Source organism: Bifidobacterium sp. POST2/T3 (B1), from assembly GCF_058197115.1.
This window is the reverse complement of record NZ_JBVPQK010000022.1, coordinates 1-18,885: the sequence shown is the minus strand read 5'-3', so window position 1 is coordinate 18,885 and position 18,885 is coordinate 1. Positions and strand designations below refer to the sequence as shown.

At 60.2% G+C, this 18,885-nt stretch carries 19 protein-coding genes, 1 tRNA gene and 1 pseudogene; 16 read left to right on the top strand and 5 right to left on the bottom strand.

Annotated elements, in window-relative coordinates; translation table 11 throughout:
- From AC0AP0_RS02315 to AC0AP0_RS02245, 15 genes and pseudogenes are all read left to right on the top strand, one after another.
- Positions 1–807: glycosyltransferase family 2 protein (locus AC0AP0_RS02315; protein WP_490429238.1), on the top strand; the 807-nt coding region annotated here is incomplete at its 5' end.
- 113 nt (positions 808–920) lie between these two features.
- A complete protein-coding gene (locus tag AC0AP0_RS02310; protein WP_046323238.1) occupies positions 921–1,919 on the top strand; it encodes a lipid II:glycine glycyltransferase FemX in 999 nt (332 codons plus the stop codon).
- 104 nt (positions 1,920–2,023) lie between these two features.
- Positions 2,024–2,095 (top strand) — tRNA-Glu (locus tag AC0AP0_RS02305).
- Positions 2,096–2,772: 677 nt separating this feature from the next.
- Positions 2,773–2,922 carry a hypothetical protein gene (locus AC0AP0_RS02300; RefSeq protein WP_014484172.1) on the top strand — a complete coding sequence of 50 codons (150 nt, stop codon included), beginning with the start codon at positions 2,773–2,775 and terminating at the stop codon, positions 2,920–2,922.
- Positions 2,923–3,066: 144 nt separating this feature from the next.
- The gene (locus tag AC0AP0_RS02295; protein ID WP_490429237.1) at positions 3,067–4,329 is read left to right on the top strand and encodes a helix-turn-helix domain-containing protein; all 1,263 of its coding nucleotides are present in this window, start codon (positions 3,067–3,069) and stop codon (positions 4,327–4,329) included.
- Positions 4,326–4,508 carry a hypothetical protein gene (locus AC0AP0_RS02290; RefSeq protein ID WP_490429236.1) on the top strand — a complete coding sequence of 61 codons (183 nt, stop codon included), beginning with the start codon at positions 4,326–4,328 and terminating at the stop codon, positions 4,506–4,508. The genes AC0AP0_RS02295 and AC0AP0_RS02290 overlap by 4 nt, the downstream gene beginning before the upstream one ends.
- Positions 4,487–4,912, top strand: a complete 426-nt coding sequence (locus tag AC0AP0_RS02285; protein ID WP_490429235.1) for a WhiB family transcriptional regulator — start codon at positions 4,487–4,489, stop codon at positions 4,910–4,912. Before AC0AP0_RS02290 ends, AC0AP0_RS02285 begins: the two co-directional genes overlap by 22 nt.
- Positions 4,903–5,502 carry a ParA family protein gene (locus AC0AP0_RS02280; protein WP_015021886.1) on the top strand — a complete coding sequence of 200 codons (600 nt, stop codon included), beginning with the start codon at positions 4,903–4,905 and terminating at the stop codon, positions 5,500–5,502. Before AC0AP0_RS02285 ends, AC0AP0_RS02280 begins: the two co-directional genes overlap by 10 nt.
- Positions 5,499–5,750, top strand: coding sequence for a hypothetical protein (locus AC0AP0_RS02275; protein WP_046323240.1), 252 nt, complete (start codon positions 5,499–5,501; stop codon positions 5,748–5,750). The genes AC0AP0_RS02280 and AC0AP0_RS02275 overlap by 4 nt, the downstream gene beginning before the upstream one ends.
- A 210-nt stretch (positions 5,751–5,960) precedes the next feature.
- The gene (locus AC0AP0_RS02270) at positions 5,961–6,353 is read left to right on the top strand and encodes a hypothetical protein (protein WP_046323241.1); all 393 of its coding nucleotides are present in this window, start codon (positions 5,961–5,963) and stop codon (positions 6,351–6,353) included.
- An 11-nt stretch (positions 6,354–6,364) separates the two neighbouring features.
- The gene (locus AC0AP0_RS02265; RefSeq protein ID WP_490429234.1) at positions 6,365–7,219 is read left to right on the top strand and encodes a hypothetical protein; all 855 of its coding nucleotides are present in this window, start codon (positions 6,365–6,367) and stop codon (positions 7,217–7,219) included.
- Positions 7,220–7,230: 11 nt separating this feature from the next.
- On the top strand, positions 7,231–7,959 hold the full coding sequence (locus AC0AP0_RS02260; RefSeq protein WP_015021890.1) for an ABC transporter ATP-binding protein: 729 nt from the start codon (positions 7,231–7,233) through the stop codon (positions 7,957–7,959).
- On the top strand, positions 7,940–9,097 hold the full coding sequence (locus tag AC0AP0_RS02255; protein ID WP_046323242.1) for an ABC transporter permease: 1,158 nt from the start codon (positions 7,940–7,942) through the stop codon (positions 9,095–9,097). Before AC0AP0_RS02260 ends, AC0AP0_RS02255 begins: the two co-directional genes overlap by 20 nt.
- Before the next feature lie 42 nt (positions 9,098–9,139).
- Entirely contained in the window at positions 9,140–9,640 is a 501-nt protein-coding gene (locus AC0AP0_RS02250; RefSeq protein WP_015021892.1) for a hypothetical protein, read from the top strand.
- A 380-nt stretch (positions 9,641–10,020) separates the two neighbouring features.
- A pseudogene (locus AC0AP0_RS02245) lies at positions 10,021–11,373 on the top strand (LPXTG cell wall anchor domain-containing protein); the annotation flags it as partial.
- Here the strand turns inward: AC0AP0_RS02245 and AC0AP0_RS02240 are convergent.
- From AC0AP0_RS02240 to trmB, 5 genes are all read right to left on the bottom strand, one after another.
- Positions 11,366–11,995 (bottom strand): hypothetical protein, encoded by a 630-nt coding sequence (locus tag AC0AP0_RS02240; RefSeq protein ID WP_490429233.1) that lies wholly within the window; start codon positions 11,993–11,995, stop codon positions 11,366–11,368. The pseudogene AC0AP0_RS02245 and the gene AC0AP0_RS02240 sit on opposite strands and share 8 nt — an antisense overlap.
- A gap of 671 nt (positions 11,996–12,666) precedes the next feature.
- Complete coding sequence (locus AC0AP0_RS02235; RefSeq protein WP_490429232.1) at positions 12,667–14,190, bottom strand: xylulokinase; 1,524 nt, start codon at positions 14,188–14,190, stop codon at positions 12,667–12,669.
- Positions 14,191–14,256: 66 nt separating this feature from the next.
- Positions 14,257–14,643: a VOC family protein gene (locus AC0AP0_RS02230; protein ID WP_490429239.1), complete on the bottom strand. Its 387-nt coding sequence runs from the start codon at positions 14,641–14,643 to the stop codon at positions 14,257–14,259.
- Between the two features lie 112 nt (positions 14,644–14,755).
- Complete coding sequence (locus AC0AP0_RS02225; protein ID WP_490429231.1) at positions 14,756–16,777, bottom strand: GTP-binding protein; 2,022 nt, start codon at positions 16,775–16,777, stop codon at positions 14,756–14,758.
- A gap of 42 nt (positions 16,778–16,819) precedes the next feature.
- Complete coding sequence (gene trmB / locus AC0AP0_RS02220) at positions 16,820–17,632, bottom strand: tRNA (guanosine(46)-N7)-methyltransferase TrmB (RefSeq protein WP_490429230.1); 813 nt, start codon at positions 17,630–17,632, stop codon at positions 16,820–16,822.
- A gap of 149 nt (positions 17,633–17,781) precedes the next feature.
- Here trmB and galE point away from each other — a divergent pair, with 149 nt between their 5' ends.
- The gene (gene galE / locus AC0AP0_RS02215) at positions 17,782–18,792 is read left to right on the top strand and encodes a UDP-glucose 4-epimerase GalE (protein WP_490429229.1); all 1,011 of its coding nucleotides are present in this window, start codon (positions 17,782–17,784) and stop codon (positions 18,790–18,792) included.
- Positions 18,793–18,885 lie beyond the last annotated feature (93 nt).

Genomic DNA, 18,885 nt, shown 5'->3' with positions numbered 1-18,885 from the left:
CCCAAGGAGGTGCTGGTAGTCGACAACCACTCTACGGACGCAACGGCCTCCATCGTCCAGCAATTCATCGACCAGCACCCTGACCAGCATGTCAAGCTTCTCCATCAGGACAGCGAGCAAGGGTTGATTCCCACCCGCAATTACGGACTTGACCGGGCAACCGGCGACGTACTGGGCCGAATCGATGCGGACTGCATGCTGCGACCGAACTGGGTCGAGGTGGTCTCCGGCGTCTTCACCCGTGACCCAAAAGCCATGGGCGCCACTGGACCAGTGGCCTATTATGACATGCCGGGCAAGAAGATCGGGCTCAAGGGCGACAACACCATCCGCCGGGCCATCTACCGGGCCGACGACGGGCAATACCTGCTCTACGGATCCAATATGGCCCTGCGCGCCACGGCCTGGCGGGCCATACGCAACCAGGTCTGCAGGGATAAAGAGGACATCATGCATGAGGATGTCGATATCTCCCTGCACCTGATCGACCAGGGGTTCAAGACGGTATACTGCAAGGACATGAACGTGGGCATCAGCGCTCGCCGCATGGACACCTCCTTCACGTCCTTCCGCCACTACATGCAACGCTTCAAGAACACTTTCGATGCCCACCCGCAACACACCAGGGAGCAGAAGCCCGAGCATACCCTTTACGCTATCTACCCAATTCTGCGAGCCTTCTACCCCGTCTACCAGAAGTACCTGGAATCCGCCGACATCAACCCTGCGGAACGTGTCTGGATCCGCGAACAGATGGAGCTCTTTCACCGTCGCGACCAGGAGCTGGGTTCGGACGATGACCGGTGAAGCCAGCCCTTATATCCTTTGAGCAGACTAAGATTTGCATTGATCGAATCCTCTTTGGGCCGATACTTCCCCCTGTAACAAAAACAAAGAGGAATTACTGAGGAGTTTAGATAATGCCGATTCTGACCGCTGATGATTCACGGATAGACGCATATGAGGATTATGTAAGAAAGGCACCTTTCACCTCCATAACACAGTCCGTTGAATGGGGCAGAATCAAGAACAACTGGGGCAGTTTTTACGTTTATCTGGGCCCCCTTGAGAACCCGAGAGCAGCCATGTCGGTTCTGACCATCGACGGCTTCGCATACGCCACCAAGGGTCCGGTAGGCGACCGCTTCGACGTAGATACCCTCAATGCCCTGGTCGAGGAGGCCATGCCGGAGCTGGAGGCCCGGAGCTGCTTCCTCCTCCGTCTGGATCCCGAAGTTCCCTTCGACGACGATCTCAACGCCAGGCTCAAGGCTGACGGTTACGTGATGCGCAACAGAAACCTCCCCAAGGAGGAGGCCCATGCCACCACCCAGCCCCGCTTCAATGTGGTCCTCGACATCGACGGCGTAGATCCGGATGACCTGATCATGACCTTCCATTCCAAGACCCGCTACAACATCCGTTTGGCTGGACGCAAGGGGGTGAAGGTGGAGCGCGACGAGACCCAGGAGGCCATGGACGAGTTCTACCACACCTATGAGGTGATGAGCCAACGCCATGGCATCGCCTACCGCCCCAAGGCCTACTTCGACAGAATGGTCCAGAACTGCGCCGGCAAGGGAATTCTGGGCATTTACCTGGCCCGCGTTGATTCCCAGGCGATCGCCGGTGCCCTCAACTTCGAGTTCGGCGACAAGTCGTGGTACATGTATGGAGGCAGCCTTAACATCATGCGCAACTACATGGCACCCTACCTGGTTCAGTGGGCGCAGATCGAACACGCGATCGCCAGCGGCAAGAAGCGCTATGACTTCGGCGGCATATTCGGCTTTGACGACAGTGACGGCCTCTACAAGTTCAAGAGAGGGTTCACCCATAACAACGAGTGGGTCGAGTATATAGGCGAAATCGACAAGGTTCTCGATCAGGAACGGTACCAGGCCTTTATCAAGAAGTAGACCAGGCGGCCAGGCAACACACTGCCCGGAACCTCACTCTTGCCGACCTGCGACAGGTCGGCATTTGCCATGGTCCAGGGGTATCGAGTACCATGGCTTCGTTCGCCCCCGTCGTCTAACGGTTAGGACACCAGACTTTCAATCTGACAGCGAGAGTTCGACTCTCTCCGGGGGTACCGGTTTGCTCCTGTCGCCATCATTGTGATTCGGCAGGAGCCTTTTGTTTTCAACGGGTCGCACCTGCCGGCGATGTGGCGTGCCAGGAGCGTCGAGGTCAGTGCTGCCACCAACGATGCACCTTTGCCTTCGTTTGTGTTCGTGTCGTCGTTGTTGACGATGTCGTACAGCGTGTCGTCGAGCAGTTCGGCCGGAGGCATGCCGAGGGTGACGGCCGCGGCCGCGATGGCGTTGAGGTCCCATGCGGCGTCGAGGTTCATTCTGGCCGATATGGTGGCCTTGGTCACGCCGGCCGCCTCGCACAGGGCCTGCTGTTCGAGTTCTTCCTTGGCCAGGTGCAGTCGCACGTTCCATGCGGCGACTTCCCGCAGGTGCTCTCCCAGTTCGACGGCCTGTGTCCTTGCCGTGGTGTTGCCGGTCATGTCCGTTCCTTTCGCTCGCGTGCCCTTGGGGGCTTGTGCGCACCATGCTATGGGCGGCGCGCTTGGTTGCGCAATACGACCGCCTCCCCGGTTCGGTCTGGTCGAACCGGGCCGGGAAAAACATGGAAAACGAAAGCGCTCCGCACCGTGTTGGCGCTTGGTGCGGGGCTGATCGACAACCTTGGGCGGGATTCCGAGCGATTCAAGTGACATGAGTCCCGGGATTCGCCCTCCATTGAAAGAGAGTTATCGCAATGACCAATCCTACCATCGCTTCCGCCCCGCGTGCGGCGGGAGCCATGAAAACCATCCCGTCGCTGCGTGTGCGGATCGCCCGCGCGCACCTGCTGGCGGTGTTGCTTCATCCCGCGCGCTCGTCGCGCCGTCGTCGCCGGAGCGCCTGAGATGGGCCGGGCTGTGGCGGCGGTGGCCGTCGTCGCAATCGTCGTGTGTCTGCTGGCGGTGTGGGCGTTGTGCCGCGCGGCCGCGTTGGGCGACCGCATCGGCGAACGGCTCCATGATGCCAGGGGTCGCGAGGAGGATGCGCGATGAGCGGGCCGGCGGAGCAGTGGGCGTGGCAGTTGCAGGACGAGCGGCTGAGCCTGTCGGAGAAGTTCGTGTTGGTGTATCTGGCGCGAAGGGCGTATTACGACGACGGGTGCGGCGCGTGGCCGTCGGTCAACACCATCGCGGCACATTGCCATTGCACGCGCCGTTCCGTGCTGCGCGCGTTGAAACGTTTGCAGGAGCTGGGCTACTTGCGCGAGGGTGACCAGGAGCTGGCCGCGCGCAATCCCCGCAGCCACGAGCCCATCCCCAGGGGGCATCGTTCCAAGGTGTGGGACGTGGTGATGAAGGGCGCGCAGACCGAGCCGGAGGATATCACCGATCCCGGCGAGACCGACGCAGGCAAGGACGTTCCAGCGAAACCCAGTACAGCCGAACCATCGCGGAGCAAGGAGTGCGCGCGGGGTGACATGGCGTCACCTGACGCAGTGTCACCTGACACAATGTCACCCCAGGGCGATCCCGCCGGTGAGGTGACATCTTGTCCGAAGAGAGGTGACGTCATGTCACCCAATAGACAAGTGATAACCAATGCTCCCCTTGTCCCCTACGGGGACATTCCCCTCGCCGGGGAACAACCCGAGGAGGAGCGAAGCGAGCGTGATGCACCGGATTGGCGTCTGGCGCTGCCTCCCAAGGGCGTACGCGATCCGCTGTGGACGCCAGGGGCGGAGGATGCGGACGAGCGGGTGCGTTCCCGGGCCCTGCAGGAGGTTCGCGTGCTGACGCTGATCCATGACCGTGTGGCGGCCATCGACCCGAAGGCAGCCAGGCCGACGTCGATGCGAGACCGACGCAAGGTCCACGAGCTGCTGATGGAACGCTCTCTGACGGAGGTCGAGACGATCCTTGATTGGGCGTATGGCAATCCGCGCTGGATCTCATGGCTGGTGGACGGCACGATGGTCGAACGCTACTTCGCGCAGGTCAGCCTCGACATGCACACCAAGCGGGCACGAGGTCCGCAGCATTCCGGCAGCCATGCCGCTGCTGCCGAGCTCACGCCGGTCCATGATCCAGACCGGCCGGTGGCGGTTAGTTCGGGCTTGGCCTGGCGGGTGCCGGTCTACGGCGGCGGCATCCTGTCGATCGCATTGTGCCAGGCGCACCTCGACGGCGAAACCAAGCAGGCAGAGTGTCCGGTGTGCGCCTACGACCGGCGCAACCAAGCCAGCCACGCCATCGGCCTAGAGAAAACCGACCGCGCCGAAGACAAGGAATCCCACGAGGAGGCCAAGGCATGACCGGCATAGCGGATGCCGCGCCCCGTTCGCCGGAGGCGTGGAAGAACATGGGATGCTGCGCGGATTTCCCGCAGCCGTGGGCCGACCTGATGTGGGGCCTGGAGTTCGAGGACAAGCATCCCCTGGCCCGCGTGTTCCGACAGGCGGGCGCGTCGGTATGCGAGCACGACGCCCGGTGAGGGCCGAATGCCTGGCCTACGCCGGTGCCGCCGGCCTGGAATGGGGCTTGTACGGCGGCCGCTCGTGCACCGACCGGCGCCAGATCGCCCGTCTAGCGGAAGCCGACGGCGTGCCCTGCCGCGACCGCACGGTGCCCTGGGCCCGGCGCTGGGGCCTGTTCGTCGACTGGCTCCAAGCCCATCCCGAAGTCTTCGACACGGCCCGGGGCAAGGCCAGCATGGAACGCGGGCAACGCCGATGGCGCGCCGCAGGCCGCGCCCAACCCAAGAATGAGCCGCATGACCGTCAAACCATCATGCAAACAGACAATCAAGCAATCCGACAATCAAGCAATCAAACAACCGACCATGCCGGCGATCCGGCGAATGGTCCCGAATCCAAGGAGGAAGCATCATGCGAGTAGCGTTGGCGAACGCGAAGGGCGGGGTGGCCAAGACCACCAGCTGCATCTATCTGGCCGCCGTGCTGGCCCGGCGCGGAATCGAGGTGGCGGTCTACGACGCGGACCCGCAGTCCAGCGCCAGCCTATGGGCGGCCGCCGCCGAACAAGCGGGAGACCCGCTGCCCTTCGACGTGCTGCCGGCCAACATGGCCACCCTCGCCCATCTGGGCGGCGACCCGGCCGCAAGGGAATGGTCGATCATCGACGCCCCTCCGCAAGGCCCGCTGCTCGACAAGACGTTGGCCGTGGCCGATTTCGTCATCGTGCCCACCTCGGACTCGCCGATGGACCTCCAGCAGGCATGGGACACGCTCGACCGCGCCCGACGCGCCACCAGGGCGGCCCTACTGCCGGTGCGCGTCGAAGCGAACACCAACGCCTGGGCCCAGACCCTGGCCGCGTTGGAACAAACCGACACCGCACGCTTCGACACTTTCATCGCCAAACGACAACCGATCAAGACCTCGCTCGGCATAAACCCCAAGCAACTGTACGAATACCGGGACCTAGCCGACGAACTAACGCGCATCGCCAAGGAGGAACTGGCATGAAAGGCAACTACCAACCACTGCCCAGACCCGTGCCCTTCGACAAAGTCCTCGACCAACAGGCCGAAGACAAGCAATCCGCCGGGCAGAACAACGCCGGCGAGCCACTGGTCATGTTCTCCCTGCGCCTGCCCGTCCGTCTGAAGAACCGCCTCAAGATCGCCGCCACCGAACACGGCACGCCCATGCAACAGATCCTGCGCCACGCCATCGAACACGAACTCGACCACTTAGACAGCAACCATGAATGAGGAAAAGAATTCGCACTGGCAAGACCGATACTTTTAGCGCTAGGCTGTTGTCTGAAGCCAAAACAACGAAGGGAAACACGGTTGACAAACGTCAAGGCTTATGACTTGACATCTGTGCAGAAAACAGGGTATCCGCTGATATCGGGAGAGCTAAGACGCGGTTGACTTGGCCTCCATATTGACATGCTTCCCAGAGAAAGAGAGCATATCATGAAACGTCATATCAAACTTCTTACGGCAAGTGCGGCTGCCGTTGCCCTCGCTATCGGTTGCGAGGGGACAGCATGGGCCGATAATGCCTATGTGTCGGGAGAACTCAATAAGTCCGGCAGCCTTGTGCAGTACGACTACACACGCACGCATACATTCACCGGCCCTATCAGCCTATCAGTGAATAACATGCCGTCAAACTATCTGCGCCTCGGGCTTCGTAACATGAAGGCATCAGGAGGACCGCAATTCACGGACTCACTTCAGTGGAATACCGTTGGAGCTAAGTCTTGGGATAATATTCTCGTTGGCACTCGTTTCGCCTTCCAAGGCAGAATGGGAGCTTGCACTTGGTTCTGCGACACTAATTGGGGTGGTAACCTCACATACTAATGGAGGTCAAGATGAATATTCGACGTATGCAGCGGGCGATTGTCATCTTGCTGATACCTCTTGCACTTGTAGGTTGCTCTTCGACTGAAAACAAGCAGTATGGAGAGCAACCTGCAAGTGCGTTAAGTAATCGGACCGCGCAAACGGTGCGGGTCGAGACCGGTGACATCGTTCCCACGCGTTCTTTGAAAGCGCAGGTCGGCGCTGGCGTTGATTTCGCCGTGCTGGCGACCAAGGTCGGCGTCTTCGTCCCGTCGGTGGAATCCGGCCAGCGGGTCGAGCAAGGGACTGTGTTGGGAAGTGTCGAAGACCGGCAATTGGTTTCTCCCGTGGGCGCGACCGTCGTGAGCGTGATCGCTGCGCGAACGACCGTCCCCGCCAACTATCCGGTCGTGACCCTGCGTTTCGACGGCTTCGGCCTGACCGGGAATCTATCCAATCTCGTGGCGACCGTCGGCAACGCTCCTTTCGCCGGGAAATTCCAGGTCACGGATGGCGTCGGCCCGACGGACTGCTCGGGCGTCGTGCCATTGGCCTCGGACGCATCCTCCGGAGCGGAGGGACAGTCCTCCACGATTTCGATCTCCGATTCCTACGCCTGCCTCATTCCCACCGATTCCTTGGTGAGGGCGGGACAGTCGGCGATACTGGTCGTGACGGCACAGGCACGCAACGACGTCGCGTTGCTGCCGGTCACCGCCGTGGCCGGCAGACTGCAGAAGGGACAGGTCCGCCGTCCCGACGGCACGGTTCTCGACGTCGGCCTGGGCGCCACGGACGGCGCCCGCATCGAAATCACCTCGGGACTGAAGGCGGGAGACGCCGTGTCGGCCACTCCTCCCGATCTGGATTCGCAATCCAAGTAGGGCGGCACCGCATGTCTGAATCGACGAAGCCGCTCGTGGCCCTGCAGGGAGTGTCGGCCGTCGTGACCCTGGGCAACAAGGACAGGCTCACGACGGTGAACGACGTCTCCCTGGAGCTGTTCGCCGGCATGACATACTCGATAGTGGGCAAGTCGGGAGCCGGCAAGACCAGCCTGATAAGCATCATCGGGATGCTGAACACGCAGTTCAGCGGCCGTTACCTGTACAAAGGCCAAGACGTCGGCGCGTTGTCCGACAGGCGGCTTTCGTTCATGAGGGCCGGGCACATCGGCTTCGTGTTCCAGAACTATTCGTTGATCGGTCATCTATCGGCGCTCGAAAACGTCGAGCTGGCATTGTGGTACGGCCAGCATGCCCGCCGTCCCCGCGCCACGGGCGCTTCCGCCTCGGCCCGCAGGCGCAGGTGCCTTGCCGCGCTCGCTTCGGTCGGTCTCAGGGACAAGGCGGGGGAACTGCCGAAAAGACTCTCGGGCGGCGAACAGCAACGGGTGGCGATCGCCCGCGCCCTGGTCAACCAGCCCGAGCTTCTCATCTGCGACGAGCCGACCGGAGCACTCGACACCAAGACCAGCGGCGAGGTGCTTTCGGTGCTGCGGGACGCAGTGCGCGAGCATGCCACGACCTTGCTGCTCGTCACCCATGACGATGATCTCGCCGCCACCTGCGACATCACGTACACCATGTCCGGAGGCGAGCTCCATGCTCCGTCAATTGATTAAGGATCTACGGCTCGCCCCATTGCGATCCGCACTCACCGGTCTGTCGATGCTCATAGGGATCGTGGCGGTCATACTCGCCGTCCTCGCGGGAACCATCGGCAAGGACTACCTGGTGGCGATCAACGAACAACTCTACGGGCGCACCCCGCTGGTCACCGTTTCCATGAACAGCCCGAGGCTGAGCGACGCGGATGATTTCTCGCGCCTCGCCGACGCAATCGCGGCCAAGAACCATGAGACGGCAATCATCCTCAACCTTGATACCGACATCACGTTCTCTCCCGGAACGCAGTCAAGCGGAGGAATCAAGGGAGACGTCGTGGCGACCACTCCCGGATATTCGAGCATCTACAACCTTCCGATGAAATCCGGACGCTGGTACGCCGGCGGCGAACGATCGACCGCATCGATCGTCGTCAATCTCGCCGCGGAACAGAACCTTCCCAAGGACTCCACCGCATACGCGAAGACAAACCAAACCACGATCGCGACCCCGTTCACCGTGACCGGCGTCGTCAACGACGGACGCACGGACCCGACCATCTATGTCAACGCCCAAGCGCTGACCCAATACATGAGGATCGTTTCGCGAAGCGCTACCATCCTCTGGCTGGATTTCCCGCAACTCGGCAAGCAACGGGTCAGGACCGTTGTCGAGGACATCCTGTTCGACTCCATAGGAGGCTCCGTGTCCGGCGTTCAGACAATCGACAACGCGCAAAGCTACGAATCGGTGATCACGGTCATGCAAATCGCGTTCGGCGTCTGCGCCATCCTGCTGCTCTTCGTCTCGGCCATCGGCATCGTCAACATCGGCCTGGCGTCATTGGAATCCAGAACACACGAGCTCCTCGTCAGACGCGCGCTCGGCGCCACGCGGGCATCCCTCATAGGCCTGGTGATCGGAAGCCAGCTCATCATCGGTCTTTCGGTGTCGCTATTGGCCGTCGCCATATCGGCATGCGCGGTAGGCGCGCTCCCGGCGTTCCTGCCGTCGTACTCGCCTCTGCAACCCCCTGCGTTCCCCCTCGCCGCCGCCATCGCAGCCGTCTCGGCGGCGCTGGCGACCTCGATCATCGGGAGCCTCGTCCCCGCCATACGCGCGGCCAGGCTCCAACCGGCACTGGCACTGCGGTAGCCCAAACACCACACACATCACCAACAAGGAGATGCAACCAAGATGAAATCCACCCTCACAAACGCAGGCAAGAAAGCGCTGGCGACGGCATGCGCCGGCATCCTCGCCCTGAGCCTCGCCAGCTGCACCAACGGCGACGTCTCGAGCGCGGGCGACTCCAGGAAAATCGTCGGCTACGACGAGATCAACAAGGAATACCGGGAATCCATCGGCAAACTCTCCTGGCCCCAGGACTACACCCCGCCTGAATCCATGCCGTCGGATTCCGGCACGTCCTTCCAACAAGGATGGGGAGACACCCAGGCGTCCAATCTCTTCCAGTGCGCGTGGGAGAAGGAATGGCTCAACACCTATTCCTCTCAACCGGAGCGCAGCGAAGAAGCGCTCAAGGAACTGGAGAAAGTCCCCGAGATGGGATTCATGAGCCCTGACCGAGCCGATGACGCGACCCGACGATTCTTCAAAGACAACATCGACAAAGCCAAACTCGGCGACCCCTCCGGCATCCAACAAGACGTCACCGCAAACTGTCCGGCATCCTAAGACCTTAGGATAACTAAGAATTATATTCTCAATGTATCGCATTAGATAACGATGTATTCTGATGCATTTTACTGTTGCATGAGATATGGCTTGGTTCCCATCTCAATAGAAATGGAATCAAGCCATTTTAATTTAATAGATGGTTGAATAAATATTCGTGCATGTAATGGCAGACTGTTTGAATGGTTGTCCGCTGCTGATTGCAGTTAACGGGGGGAAGCTGGGGGAAGGCGTCCCGGCGGAAGGCCCGCCGGTGCGTTCTTCTTCCAGGGACAAGGAAGGATGCGGGCGTCCGTGAATGGTCGCCCGCATTTTCCGTATCCGTGTGAAACGGGAGGGAGCGCATCATGGGGCGCTTCCGACTGAAAGGACGGATACGTATGTCAGGTGGGAAGAAGAGCAGGCGCACGATGCTGGTGGCTGCCCTGACCGCAGGGGCGTTGGCCTTGGGATATCTGGCGCCAGCCGCGTTCGCCGAGGGCGGTGGTGGCGGTTCCGGCGAGGGCGGTGGCGGTTCCGGCGGGCAGGTTCCATCGCAGACCGCCGACGTGCATTGGATCTACAAGGATTCCTGGCCCGCCACTCTGGAGGGCATGAAGCAGGCGATACGTGATTCGGGCACCACCCTGTCTTCCGATTTGGAGGATGGGTCGAATCAGTTCGTGGATATGAATGCCATCCTTGCCGACGCGATCTCGGAGTGCAAGGCCTCATACACCGGGGAGGGTGACGCGGAATGCCGGATGGTCGCTGTCGGCTACGCGCGCCTCGGCAACGGCGTGTTCAGCGGTTCCTATGTCAGTTCGAACGCGCGTCAGCGTTGGGAGTCCCAATGGGCCGCCGAAGGGCGCGGCACCTACCAGTACCAAGGCCAGTCGTACACGACCGGCACCACGTGGACCGATCGACTTGGCGTGCGTTCGGTGGATAGCCTGGTGCAGGATTCCATCAACGCCAATCCCGATGCCTCGTTCCGTGTGGTCGTGCTGGCCAAGAACCAGCCGCCCGTCGATTATCCGTTGACCGTCACCACCTCGCACCGCCAGCAGACCGACATGCAGGTCGGCTCGACCACGCCGGTCGGCGACACCATCCACGCGAACAACGGCGGCTCGTCGATCAAGGAGACCCTGCACGGCACCGCGATCGTGCACTACGATGGCGGCCCCTACACGCCGACGGGCAGCGTGAGCAAGCCGATCAGCTTCGCCAACAGCGGCGACACCGTGATCGACAACCTGGCCTCGCCGGGTGATTTCGGCATGGATTCCTGGGCCGAGGGCACATATTGGATCGACATCCAAGTGCCCAGGCAGGGAAGCATGCAGGCGGCCGTGGACACCACGGACCGGGATCCGGCGGAGACCTGGAAGGTCAGCGCCGTGCCGCCGGCCGATCCGGTCAAAAGCATCGAGGAAGGCGTCAGCGCCGACCAGATGACCAACCGCACCACCATCACGTATGGGACCGGCCGGGGCGGTTACGAGCTGAGTTTCAGGGACGTGATCGAACCCAACGGCGTCGATTACACGGTGGACGGCTTCACGCTCGTGGACGCCACCGACAACAATCGCGATGTCTCCAACGAGTTCGAGATCGGTTGGGACCGCGCATCGAACACGGTCAGCGCGGTCCGTTCGGCCAACAAGGGCATGATGCCGTTCGACCACGAGTATGTGTTCGGCTTCGATGTGACCGTCAGCCTGCCATCCGATTACCAGAACATCAGCGACCAACGGAATCCGGCTCCGGCGGTATCGGAAAGATGAACGGATTGTCCTTAAGCAATGGCGGGGACCCATCCATGCTCATGGTCGTGGCCGAGCGGAACACGGCCTTGAGCCGCATGCAGGCCCGTCGAAACGACCACTGCCCCTCGGGATGCGGGCCGTCATACCAGCTTTTGATATGTCTGGGCTTGATTTCCGTCAGGCGCAGCCCTTCGAACGCGGGCATGAAATGGGCGATGTCCAGGTACAGGTTGCGTCTGGTTCCGCCGGCTATCCGTTCGCCGTTGGGCAGCGTGTATTCGACGGCCCATTGCTCGACATACTCCTTGAACATCATCTGGTTGGCTCGTTCCCGCCTCATGCGGTCACGGGGATGAACCCACGTTTGGATGCCTTTGGTATGTAGATCGACCAGATGATGCTCGTTCTCCAACCACACATGAGTCTCGTGCTCCTGATGTGGCTTGAATTGCTTCTGCACCTTCTTGCCATGATCCACGGGGTTCGGATAACGAACCTGCCATGCGCTGAGGCTACCGGAATCGTCGTATCGGGGAATGACGGTACCCCATTGGCTACGCGGCTTGGACATGACTTTCCCCACTGGAATATTGGTTTTGGGCATATTGCTCCCCCTTGAACAAAAGTGCACCCAAATATGCACTTAAGGGAGATTGAAGAAGCCCTGCATATGCAGCTCAGTGCAAGGCGGCAAGTCTGCGCGATTTCGGTACATGAGAAGGACATCCTTGGCCACTTCGGCTGTGATAAAGCCCAGCTAAGGAACCTTGAAATACCGCCCAAGCTAGGATGTTTGCGACGGTGCAACCCTATGCTATAGTGGCATCCAGAATTGAAGTTGAATCATGCACCACTTCCGGAGAGGAGGTAGAGCGCATGAGTAAATTGGAAGTACCCCCTCTCTGGGGGTACAAACCAGAAGGCCCAAGGTGGCCATAAAACAGTGATGTGCAGTTAATTACATATTTCTCATCAAGTCTTGAATATGGCCATTGCAATCTGTGCAGGGCCGATGCCAGCACATACTTTCAAATCACTCTCGACGGAAATCAGCTAGGAAGATGCAAGCTCACTTGTTTGAATTTCGGCAGCTTCGCAAGGCGAAGTCTGTGAGCCTGTGAAACGGCCAGAATTGTTGTCAGCAGTGCGCACCGGTTTACCTGCGGACCCGAAGCTTGAGAGAGTTGCAGATTGTCCGTATCATTCACTAGCCCATCATTACGCCAGTCTGAATCGTCCTCACAGACCATGAGGAACAAATGCATCCGAGGACGCTTACCTGAGGGAATCCAAAGCAGGATACAGCCGCCGGAACCGGTTGTAACCTTCTTCGTACACTTGGCGATTTGCGTCGTTGGGGGAATAGACACGTCCTGCAAGGTTCGCTTCCACCAACTTTTTCAAGGCCTCAAGATCGGGCCGGGAAGACGGGCCGGTCTGTTTGACGACGGAGACCAGCTCGGCCAAGGCCACTGCAGGCATGAGGTGGGCACCATCAAGCACCTGAACGGGCGCGTCAAGGATATCCGCCAGCATCTGGCACCATTGGGGTTCGCGGGTGCCACCACCAATCAGGGTGACACGTTCGATAGGCGTGCCCAGTAGGTCGAGCCCCTGGCGAATCGAATAGGACACGCCTTCCAGCGCGGCTCGGGCAAGGTCGCATGCCTCGGTCCCGGAAGAAATGCCGACATAGGCTCCGCGAATCGAGGGGTTCATCATCGGGAAGCGCTCACCCACCAAATAGGGCATGCAAATCACACCGCGTGCTCCTGCAGGGCTGGATTCCAACAAGTGCCCCATGCGTCTATAGGGGTCGCTGCCGCCCCCGGCCGGACCGCCCCCTGCAAAGACTCCGGTAGCCCAGGCATGCACGTTGCCGGCATTCAAAAAAGGCACTGTATTAATAATGCTGCCAGTGCCCAGATAGGCCAGATTGACCATTCCGGTGCGGTCGGTTACTGCCCGTTCTGTCACAGTAGCAATCCACCCGGATGTGCCCAAGTTGATATTACATTGACCAGGATGGAATACCCCGCCGGCCAAGGTAGATGCCCCAGCATCCCCCATTCCTGCGTAGACCGTAGTTCCCGGAGCAAATCCCGTGGCAACGGATGCGCCCGGCGTGCTCGTGCCAACGTTTTCCCATGGCCAATAGAGTTCCGGAAAGATTGCGGCATCCAGGCCAGATGCCTCCAGGATGTCCTTTCTCCACTTCCCTGAATACAAATCCATGGCGCCTGCCGTCGAGCAGGCCGTCATATCGCCGCAGTAGGCACCGGTCAGCCACCAAATCAGATAATCCTTGGCATCGATTAGCACGTGGCGAACCTGCGCATACCGGTCGGGCTGATGCCTGGACATCCACATCAGCTTGGCTATAGGCAGGGACCCATCGCACGGATTCCCCACTCGGGCGCGGAAGGAATCAGCCCCATACATTTCCGTCAGCTCAGCAGACTCTTCTTCGGCCCTGCCGTCCGCGTACAGGATCGCCGGCCCGACAGGCTGCCCCAGCGCATCCAAGGCGATCAGGTCCTGCATCTGTCCGCTCATGATGATGCCGGTGACCTGGTCGCTCTTGAAATGCTCAAGAATCTTCCCAGCTTTAGCCAAAAGGTCACGGGACACCTCGATGAAGGCCTGCAGCCAATCCTCGGGATTCTGCTCGACACGTCCGTCAGTTGTGTCAATGGGTAGAAGACCGCTGGACGCGCACACCCTGGCAGAGCCCTGGTCATCCACAAGAACGGCCTTGACCTGCGTGGTGCCCACGTCGAATGCGGCTGTATAGGTCATACCGGTAATCCTAAGCCCTTCCAACCATTGGGATGCCGACATGATCCCGTATGTGGACCGGCGCAGTTACCTTTGGGATCCCGACCAGTCCACCACTGCTTCGACATTGTTCCCGTCCGGATCCAAGACGAAAGCCGAATAATATTTGGGATGATAATCACGCAGCCCGGGAGCACCATTGTCACGGCCCCCGGCAGCGAGCGCCTCCCTGTAAAAGGCATCTACCGTTGCGGCATCAGCGGCCCTGAAGGCTATGTGCGTCACCGGTGAACCGGTCCCGTCCTCGCCTGGTGTCAGATAGAAGTCTGAGTGGGCCCCATCATCCTCAGCACCGAACCCAATGGTGGGCTCATGGTGGGCCTTGGCCACATACCCCAAAGGTGCCAGGGCTTTGCTATAGAAATCGATGGAAGCCCGGATATCCCGAACCTTCAGCGTCAGATGATCAATCATGTTCGTAATTCTAGGTGAATCATCAACCAATAAGGGCAGACCGCCCAGAATGATCTTTTCCCCGTGCCACTCGATGCCGATGATCACCGAACACAATCCTCAAGGCTATGGTTCAGATGTACTGGCCGCCGGGTAGGTGCATGAAGTCCTCCACCTTGTTCCATTTGACCGCGTATCCAGCTCCGTGGGCACAGAAGACCGAGTCAGGGGTGTTCTCCAGGTCGGACTCGGGATCGTACCCGATGGAATCCACAAGAGCATCCTGGTCCTGGCAGGGACGATACCCATTGAAGAAACAGGTCAGATGTCCGCGGCCATGGGTGTAGGTGCTGACCTGGATGGCATAATCACGCATCTGAGATACTGGCGCATCCCCTTCCAATTCGACAGTATCCCCGTCTGCCTGCGGTTCCGAGAAGCCGCCCTTCATCCGGTAGATGTCCGACATGGCCCTGCCCAAATTCTTCTGAGGAACGGTGAGTCTGAAATGGTACCAGGGCTCCAGAAGTATATTGTGCGCTTTCATCAGCCCCTGCCGGACGGCCCGGTAGGTGGCCTGGCGGAAGTCCCCGCCCTCGGTGTGCTTGATATGGCCGCGGCCATCCAATAGGGTGATGCGCATATCGGTGATGGGCGAACCCGTCAGAACTCCCAAATGCTCCTTCTCCGCAAGGTGGGTCATGATGAGCCGCTGCCAGTTCCCGTCCAGGCGATCGAGACTGCAGGTCGACGCAAAACTGAGACCGCTGCCCGGCTCTGTAGGTTCCAGGAGCAGATGGACTTCGGCGTAATGACGAAGGGGCTCGAAATGTCCAACGCCTTCGACGGGGGCCGCGATAGTCTCCCTATAGAGGATTCCGCCCTGGCTGAAGGAGACCTGCATGCCGAACCGTCGCTCCAACTCCTCCTGAATCACCTCCAACTGAACCTGGCCCATGATACGCAGGTGAATCTCCTGGAGCTGTTCCTGCCAGGCCACATGCAGGAGGGGATCCTCATCCTCCAAGATGCGCAAGGCGCTCAACAAGTGGTGCAGGTCCACCCCTTCGGCCTCCACTGCATAGGACAGCACCGGCTCCAGCACAGGAGTCAGATCCTTCCGCTCGCACCCAAGCCCCTGCCCCGGACGTGTCAGGTCAAGGCCGGTTGCCGCCACGATGCTTCCGGCCTGGGCGCAATCCGTCAACCTATAGGAGTCTCCCGAATAGACACGAAGCTGATCAACCGTCTCCCTGGTCTCGACGTGCCCGTTCCTCCCCATAGCTCCGGCTGTCCTGTACGCCTCCGCAACAGAACCCGATTCTTTGCTGGCTTCATCTCCATGACGGAGCTCGGTGGCCAAAGAGGATTTGACCGGCAGCCCGCCACCGGTCACCTTGAGCCAGGTCAATCTGGCACCCTTGTCATCATGCGATACCTTAAACACCCTTGCACCGAACTGTTTGCCGTAGGCAGGCGAAAGGGTGTACCGCTCCAGCCCCTCCAGGAGCGCGTCGATTCCGTCCAAGCGCAGGGCAGACCCAAGGAAACAGGGGAAGAGGCGGCGGTCGGCAACCAGTCCCGCCAGACTTTCATCCGATATGCCCTCGGTCTTGAGATACTCCTCCATCACATTCTCGTCGAGCAGGGCCACATCCTCCATATCGCCATGCCCAAGTCCACGGCTCAAATCGAAGCAGTCCGGAGACCAGCGTTGCTTGCAGCTTTCAAGAATGCGAGCGGCATCAGCACCAGGGGCATCCAACTTGTTGATGAAGATGAAGGTGGGTACCCCGTAGCGTGCCAGAAGTTGCCACAGCGTATCGACATACCCCTCTGATCCAGCTGTGGCATCGACGACCAGAAGAGCATAATCCAAGACTGAGAGCACCCGCTCCATCTCGGCCGAGAAATCCACATGGCCGGGTGTGTCGATGATGGTCAGATCGACATCGCGATAGGTCAGCCGGGCTGGCTTGGAGAAGATGGTGATGCCACGTTGACGCTCCAGATCGTTGGTATCCAGGTAGGCATCGCCATGGTCCACCCTGCCCAGACGGCGAATTCCTCCGCCCCGGTAAAGCATGGCTTCCGAGAGCGTGGTCTTGCCGGCATCGACATGGGCCAGCATTCCCACCACTATTCTCTTGACCATCGGGGGCCTCCCTCGCTCTTCATGTTTATGCGCACTCTATGGTCAGTCTGCCGAAACCTGATAGGTCAGGTCGTGGATGACCCGTCCGGCATTGATCCCCTTACGCTCGAAATTGGTCACGATTCTGCCGTCGAACCGCTCCGACTCCATGAACACGGCATGAGGCAGGGATTTGGCCTGATCAGCCGTCCCCTTGCCGACATGTTGGGTGGGCAGACTGACTCGTAGATTGCCCAGGTTTTTAAATCTCGGATTCTTATCCATCACCTCATGCACATGCAGGGCGTAATCCTCGATGTCGGTTGCAATTCGCCAGATGCCGCCAGGCATCAAGCACCTCGCCAGATCTTCAGCCAGAGCCGGCTGGACCAGACGACGCTTGTGGTGCTTCATCTTGGGCCAGGGGTCGGGGAAGAAGGTCCAGACTTCCTTGATCAGCCCAGGATCCATCCGGGCCAGAAGGTCCGGGGCGTTGACCTGGGCAAGCCGCAAATTATCCAGGTCGGATTTACCGGCCATCAGCATGGTATGGGCCAACCCTGGCTGATAGACCTCCAGGGCCAGGTAGTTCCTATCGGGGTGCTCCCGGGCGCTGGCGACGACGTTCTCCCCCTGGCCGGATCCGATCTCGACGATCAGCGGCGCATCCCGTCCCCAGACCGACCCGATCATTGCTGCATCACAACGCAGGTCCTCGGCAACTGTCAACGAGCCCTCAGCCTGGCCCAAATCGAGCAGGTATCTGGTGGAATACCGAGCCCAAGCCCTCGCCAGCCGGTCGTTCAGCTTCTCGGACCGCCTCACATAGGAGACGATGGACCTCATGGGGGCCTTGCTCTGTCTTTCTGCACTCATCACAGCTCATATATATCCTAGAAAGCGGATACAGGCGGGCACAACAGTCACATGTGCCCGTGATATACTCAATCTAGAACAAAAAACAACAAAAGATTGCAAAACCGAACAAGCTCTTACGTCCGGTTTTCGACAGGAAAGGCATGTAAATGTCAGTTTTGGTTACAGGCGGCTGCGGATACATCGGCGCCCATGTGGTCCACGCCCTGCAAGAGGCCGGCAAGGAGGTCGTCGTGGTCGATGACCTCAGCTATGGCAAACCCGACCGGATCGGCAAGGCCCGTCTCTACGGCGCTGACGTGGCCGCTCCTGGTGCCGATCAACGTCTGGCTGAGATCATCGAGGAGAACAAGGTCGACTCGGTCATCCACTTCGCCGCCCGCAAGCAGGTGGGCGAGTCCGTGGAGAAGCCCATCTGGTACTACCGGCAGAACCTGAACGGCATGATCAACGTCCTATCCGCAATGGCAAAGACCGATGCCAAGAAGCTGGTCTTCTCCAGCTCAGCCGCAACCTACGGCGAGCCGCCGGTCGACGTGGTCCCCGAAGACGTGCAGCCCATGGTCCCCATCAACCCCTACGGCCAGACCAAGCTGGTCGGCGAGTGGATGGCCCGGGCCTGCGAGCAACCTTACGGCATCCGCTTCTGCGCCCTGCGCTACTTCAACGTTGCCGGTTGCGGACCAGTCAGCCTGGAGGACCCGGCCGTCCTCAACCTAATCCCCATGCTCTTCGACAGGCTGCGGCAGGGCAAGGCGCCCGCCATCTTCGGTGACGACTACCCCACCCCCGACGGCACCTGCGTGCGCGACTACATCCACGTCTCCGACCTGGCCGACGCCCACATCGCCGCCCTGGACTACCTGGACCGCGACCAGCGCCGCTACGATGCCTTCAATGTGGGCACTGGCCAGGGCACATCCGTTCGCCAGATCGTAGACGAGGTCAAGAAGGTGACGGGTCTGCCCTTCACTGAGGCCATCAAGCCTCGCCGCGCCGGCGACCCGCCGCACCTGATCGGCGACCCCACCCGAATCAACACCGAAATGGGCTGGCATGCCAAGTACGGCGTCGAGGAGATCGTTGAATCAGCCTGGAAGGCCTGGCAGGCCAACCCTTCCCACCACATCGACACCGATAGCTGGCAGCAGCAGGACTAGGCAGCGACGCGCCGGAGCTTGCATTCCTCCGGCGCTCATGTAAACTTTCCTCTTGGCTGTTCGAGCAGCCTCGGCTCCGTAGCTCAGTTGGTT

Bases quoted from the DNA above. Each gene is read 5' to 3' on its own strand.
- AC0AP0_RS02310 (WP_046323238.1), top strand. From the start codon at position 921: ATGCCGATTCTGACCGCTGATGATTCACGGATAGACGCATATGAGGAT.
- AC0AP0_RS02300 (WP_014484172.1), top strand. From the start codon at position 2,773: ATGACCAATCCTACCATCGCTTCCGCCCCGCGTGCGGCGGGAGCCATG.
- AC0AP0_RS02295 (WP_490429237.1), top strand. From the start codon at position 3,067: ATGAGCGGGCCGGCGGAGCAGTGGGCGTGGCAGTTGCAGGACGAGCGG.
- AC0AP0_RS02290 (WP_490429236.1), top strand. From the start codon at position 4,326: ATGACCGGCATAGCGGATGCCGCGCCCCGTTCGCCGGAGGCGTGGAAG.
- AC0AP0_RS02285 (WP_490429235.1), top strand. From the start codon at position 4,487: ATGCGAGCACGACGCCCGGTGAGGGCCGAATGCCTGGCCTACGCCGGT.
- AC0AP0_RS02280 (WP_015021886.1), top strand. From the start codon at position 4,903: ATGCGAGTAGCGTTGGCGAACGCGAAGGGCGGGGTGGCCAAGACCACC.
- AC0AP0_RS02275 (WP_046323240.1), top strand. From the start codon at position 5,499: ATGAAAGGCAACTACCAACCACTGCCCAGACCCGTGCCCTTCGACAAA.
- AC0AP0_RS02270 (WP_046323241.1), top strand. From the start codon at position 5,961: ATGAAACGTCATATCAAACTTCTTACGGCAAGTGCGGCTGCCGTTGCC.
- AC0AP0_RS02265 (WP_490429234.1), top strand. From the start codon at position 6,365: ATGAATATTCGACGTATGCAGCGGGCGATTGTCATCTTGCTGATACCT.
- AC0AP0_RS02260 (WP_015021890.1), top strand. From the start codon at position 7,231: ATGTCTGAATCGACGAAGCCGCTCGTGGCCCTGCAGGGAGTGTCGGCC.
- AC0AP0_RS02255 (WP_046323242.1), top strand. From the start codon at position 7,940: ATGCTCCGTCAATTGATTAAGGATCTACGGCTCGCCCCATTGCGATCC.
- AC0AP0_RS02250 (WP_015021892.1), top strand. From the start codon at position 9,140: ATGAAATCCACCCTCACAAACGCAGGCAAGAAAGCGCTGGCGACGGCA.
- AC0AP0_RS02240 (WP_490429233.1), bottom strand. From the start codon at position 11,995: ATGCCCAAAACCAATATTCCAGTGGGGAAAGTCATGTCCAAGCCGCGT.
- AC0AP0_RS02235 (WP_490429232.1), bottom strand. From the start codon at position 14,190: ATGACCTATACAGCCGCATTCGACGTGGGCACCACGCAGGTCAAGGCC.
- AC0AP0_RS02230 (WP_490429239.1), bottom strand. From the start codon at position 14,643: ATGATTGATCATCTGACGCTGAAGGTTCGGGATATCCGGGCTTCCATC.
- AC0AP0_RS02225 (WP_490429231.1), bottom strand. From the start codon at position 16,777: ATGGTCAAGAGAATAGTGGTGGGAATGCTGGCCCATGTCGATGCCGGC.
- trmB (WP_490429230.1), bottom strand. From the start codon at position 17,632: ATGAGTGCAGAAAGACAGAGCAAGGCCCCCATGAGGTCCATCGTCTCC.
- galE (WP_490429229.1), top strand. From the start codon at position 17,782: ATGTCAGTTTTGGTTACAGGCGGCTGCGGATACATCGGCGCCCATGTG.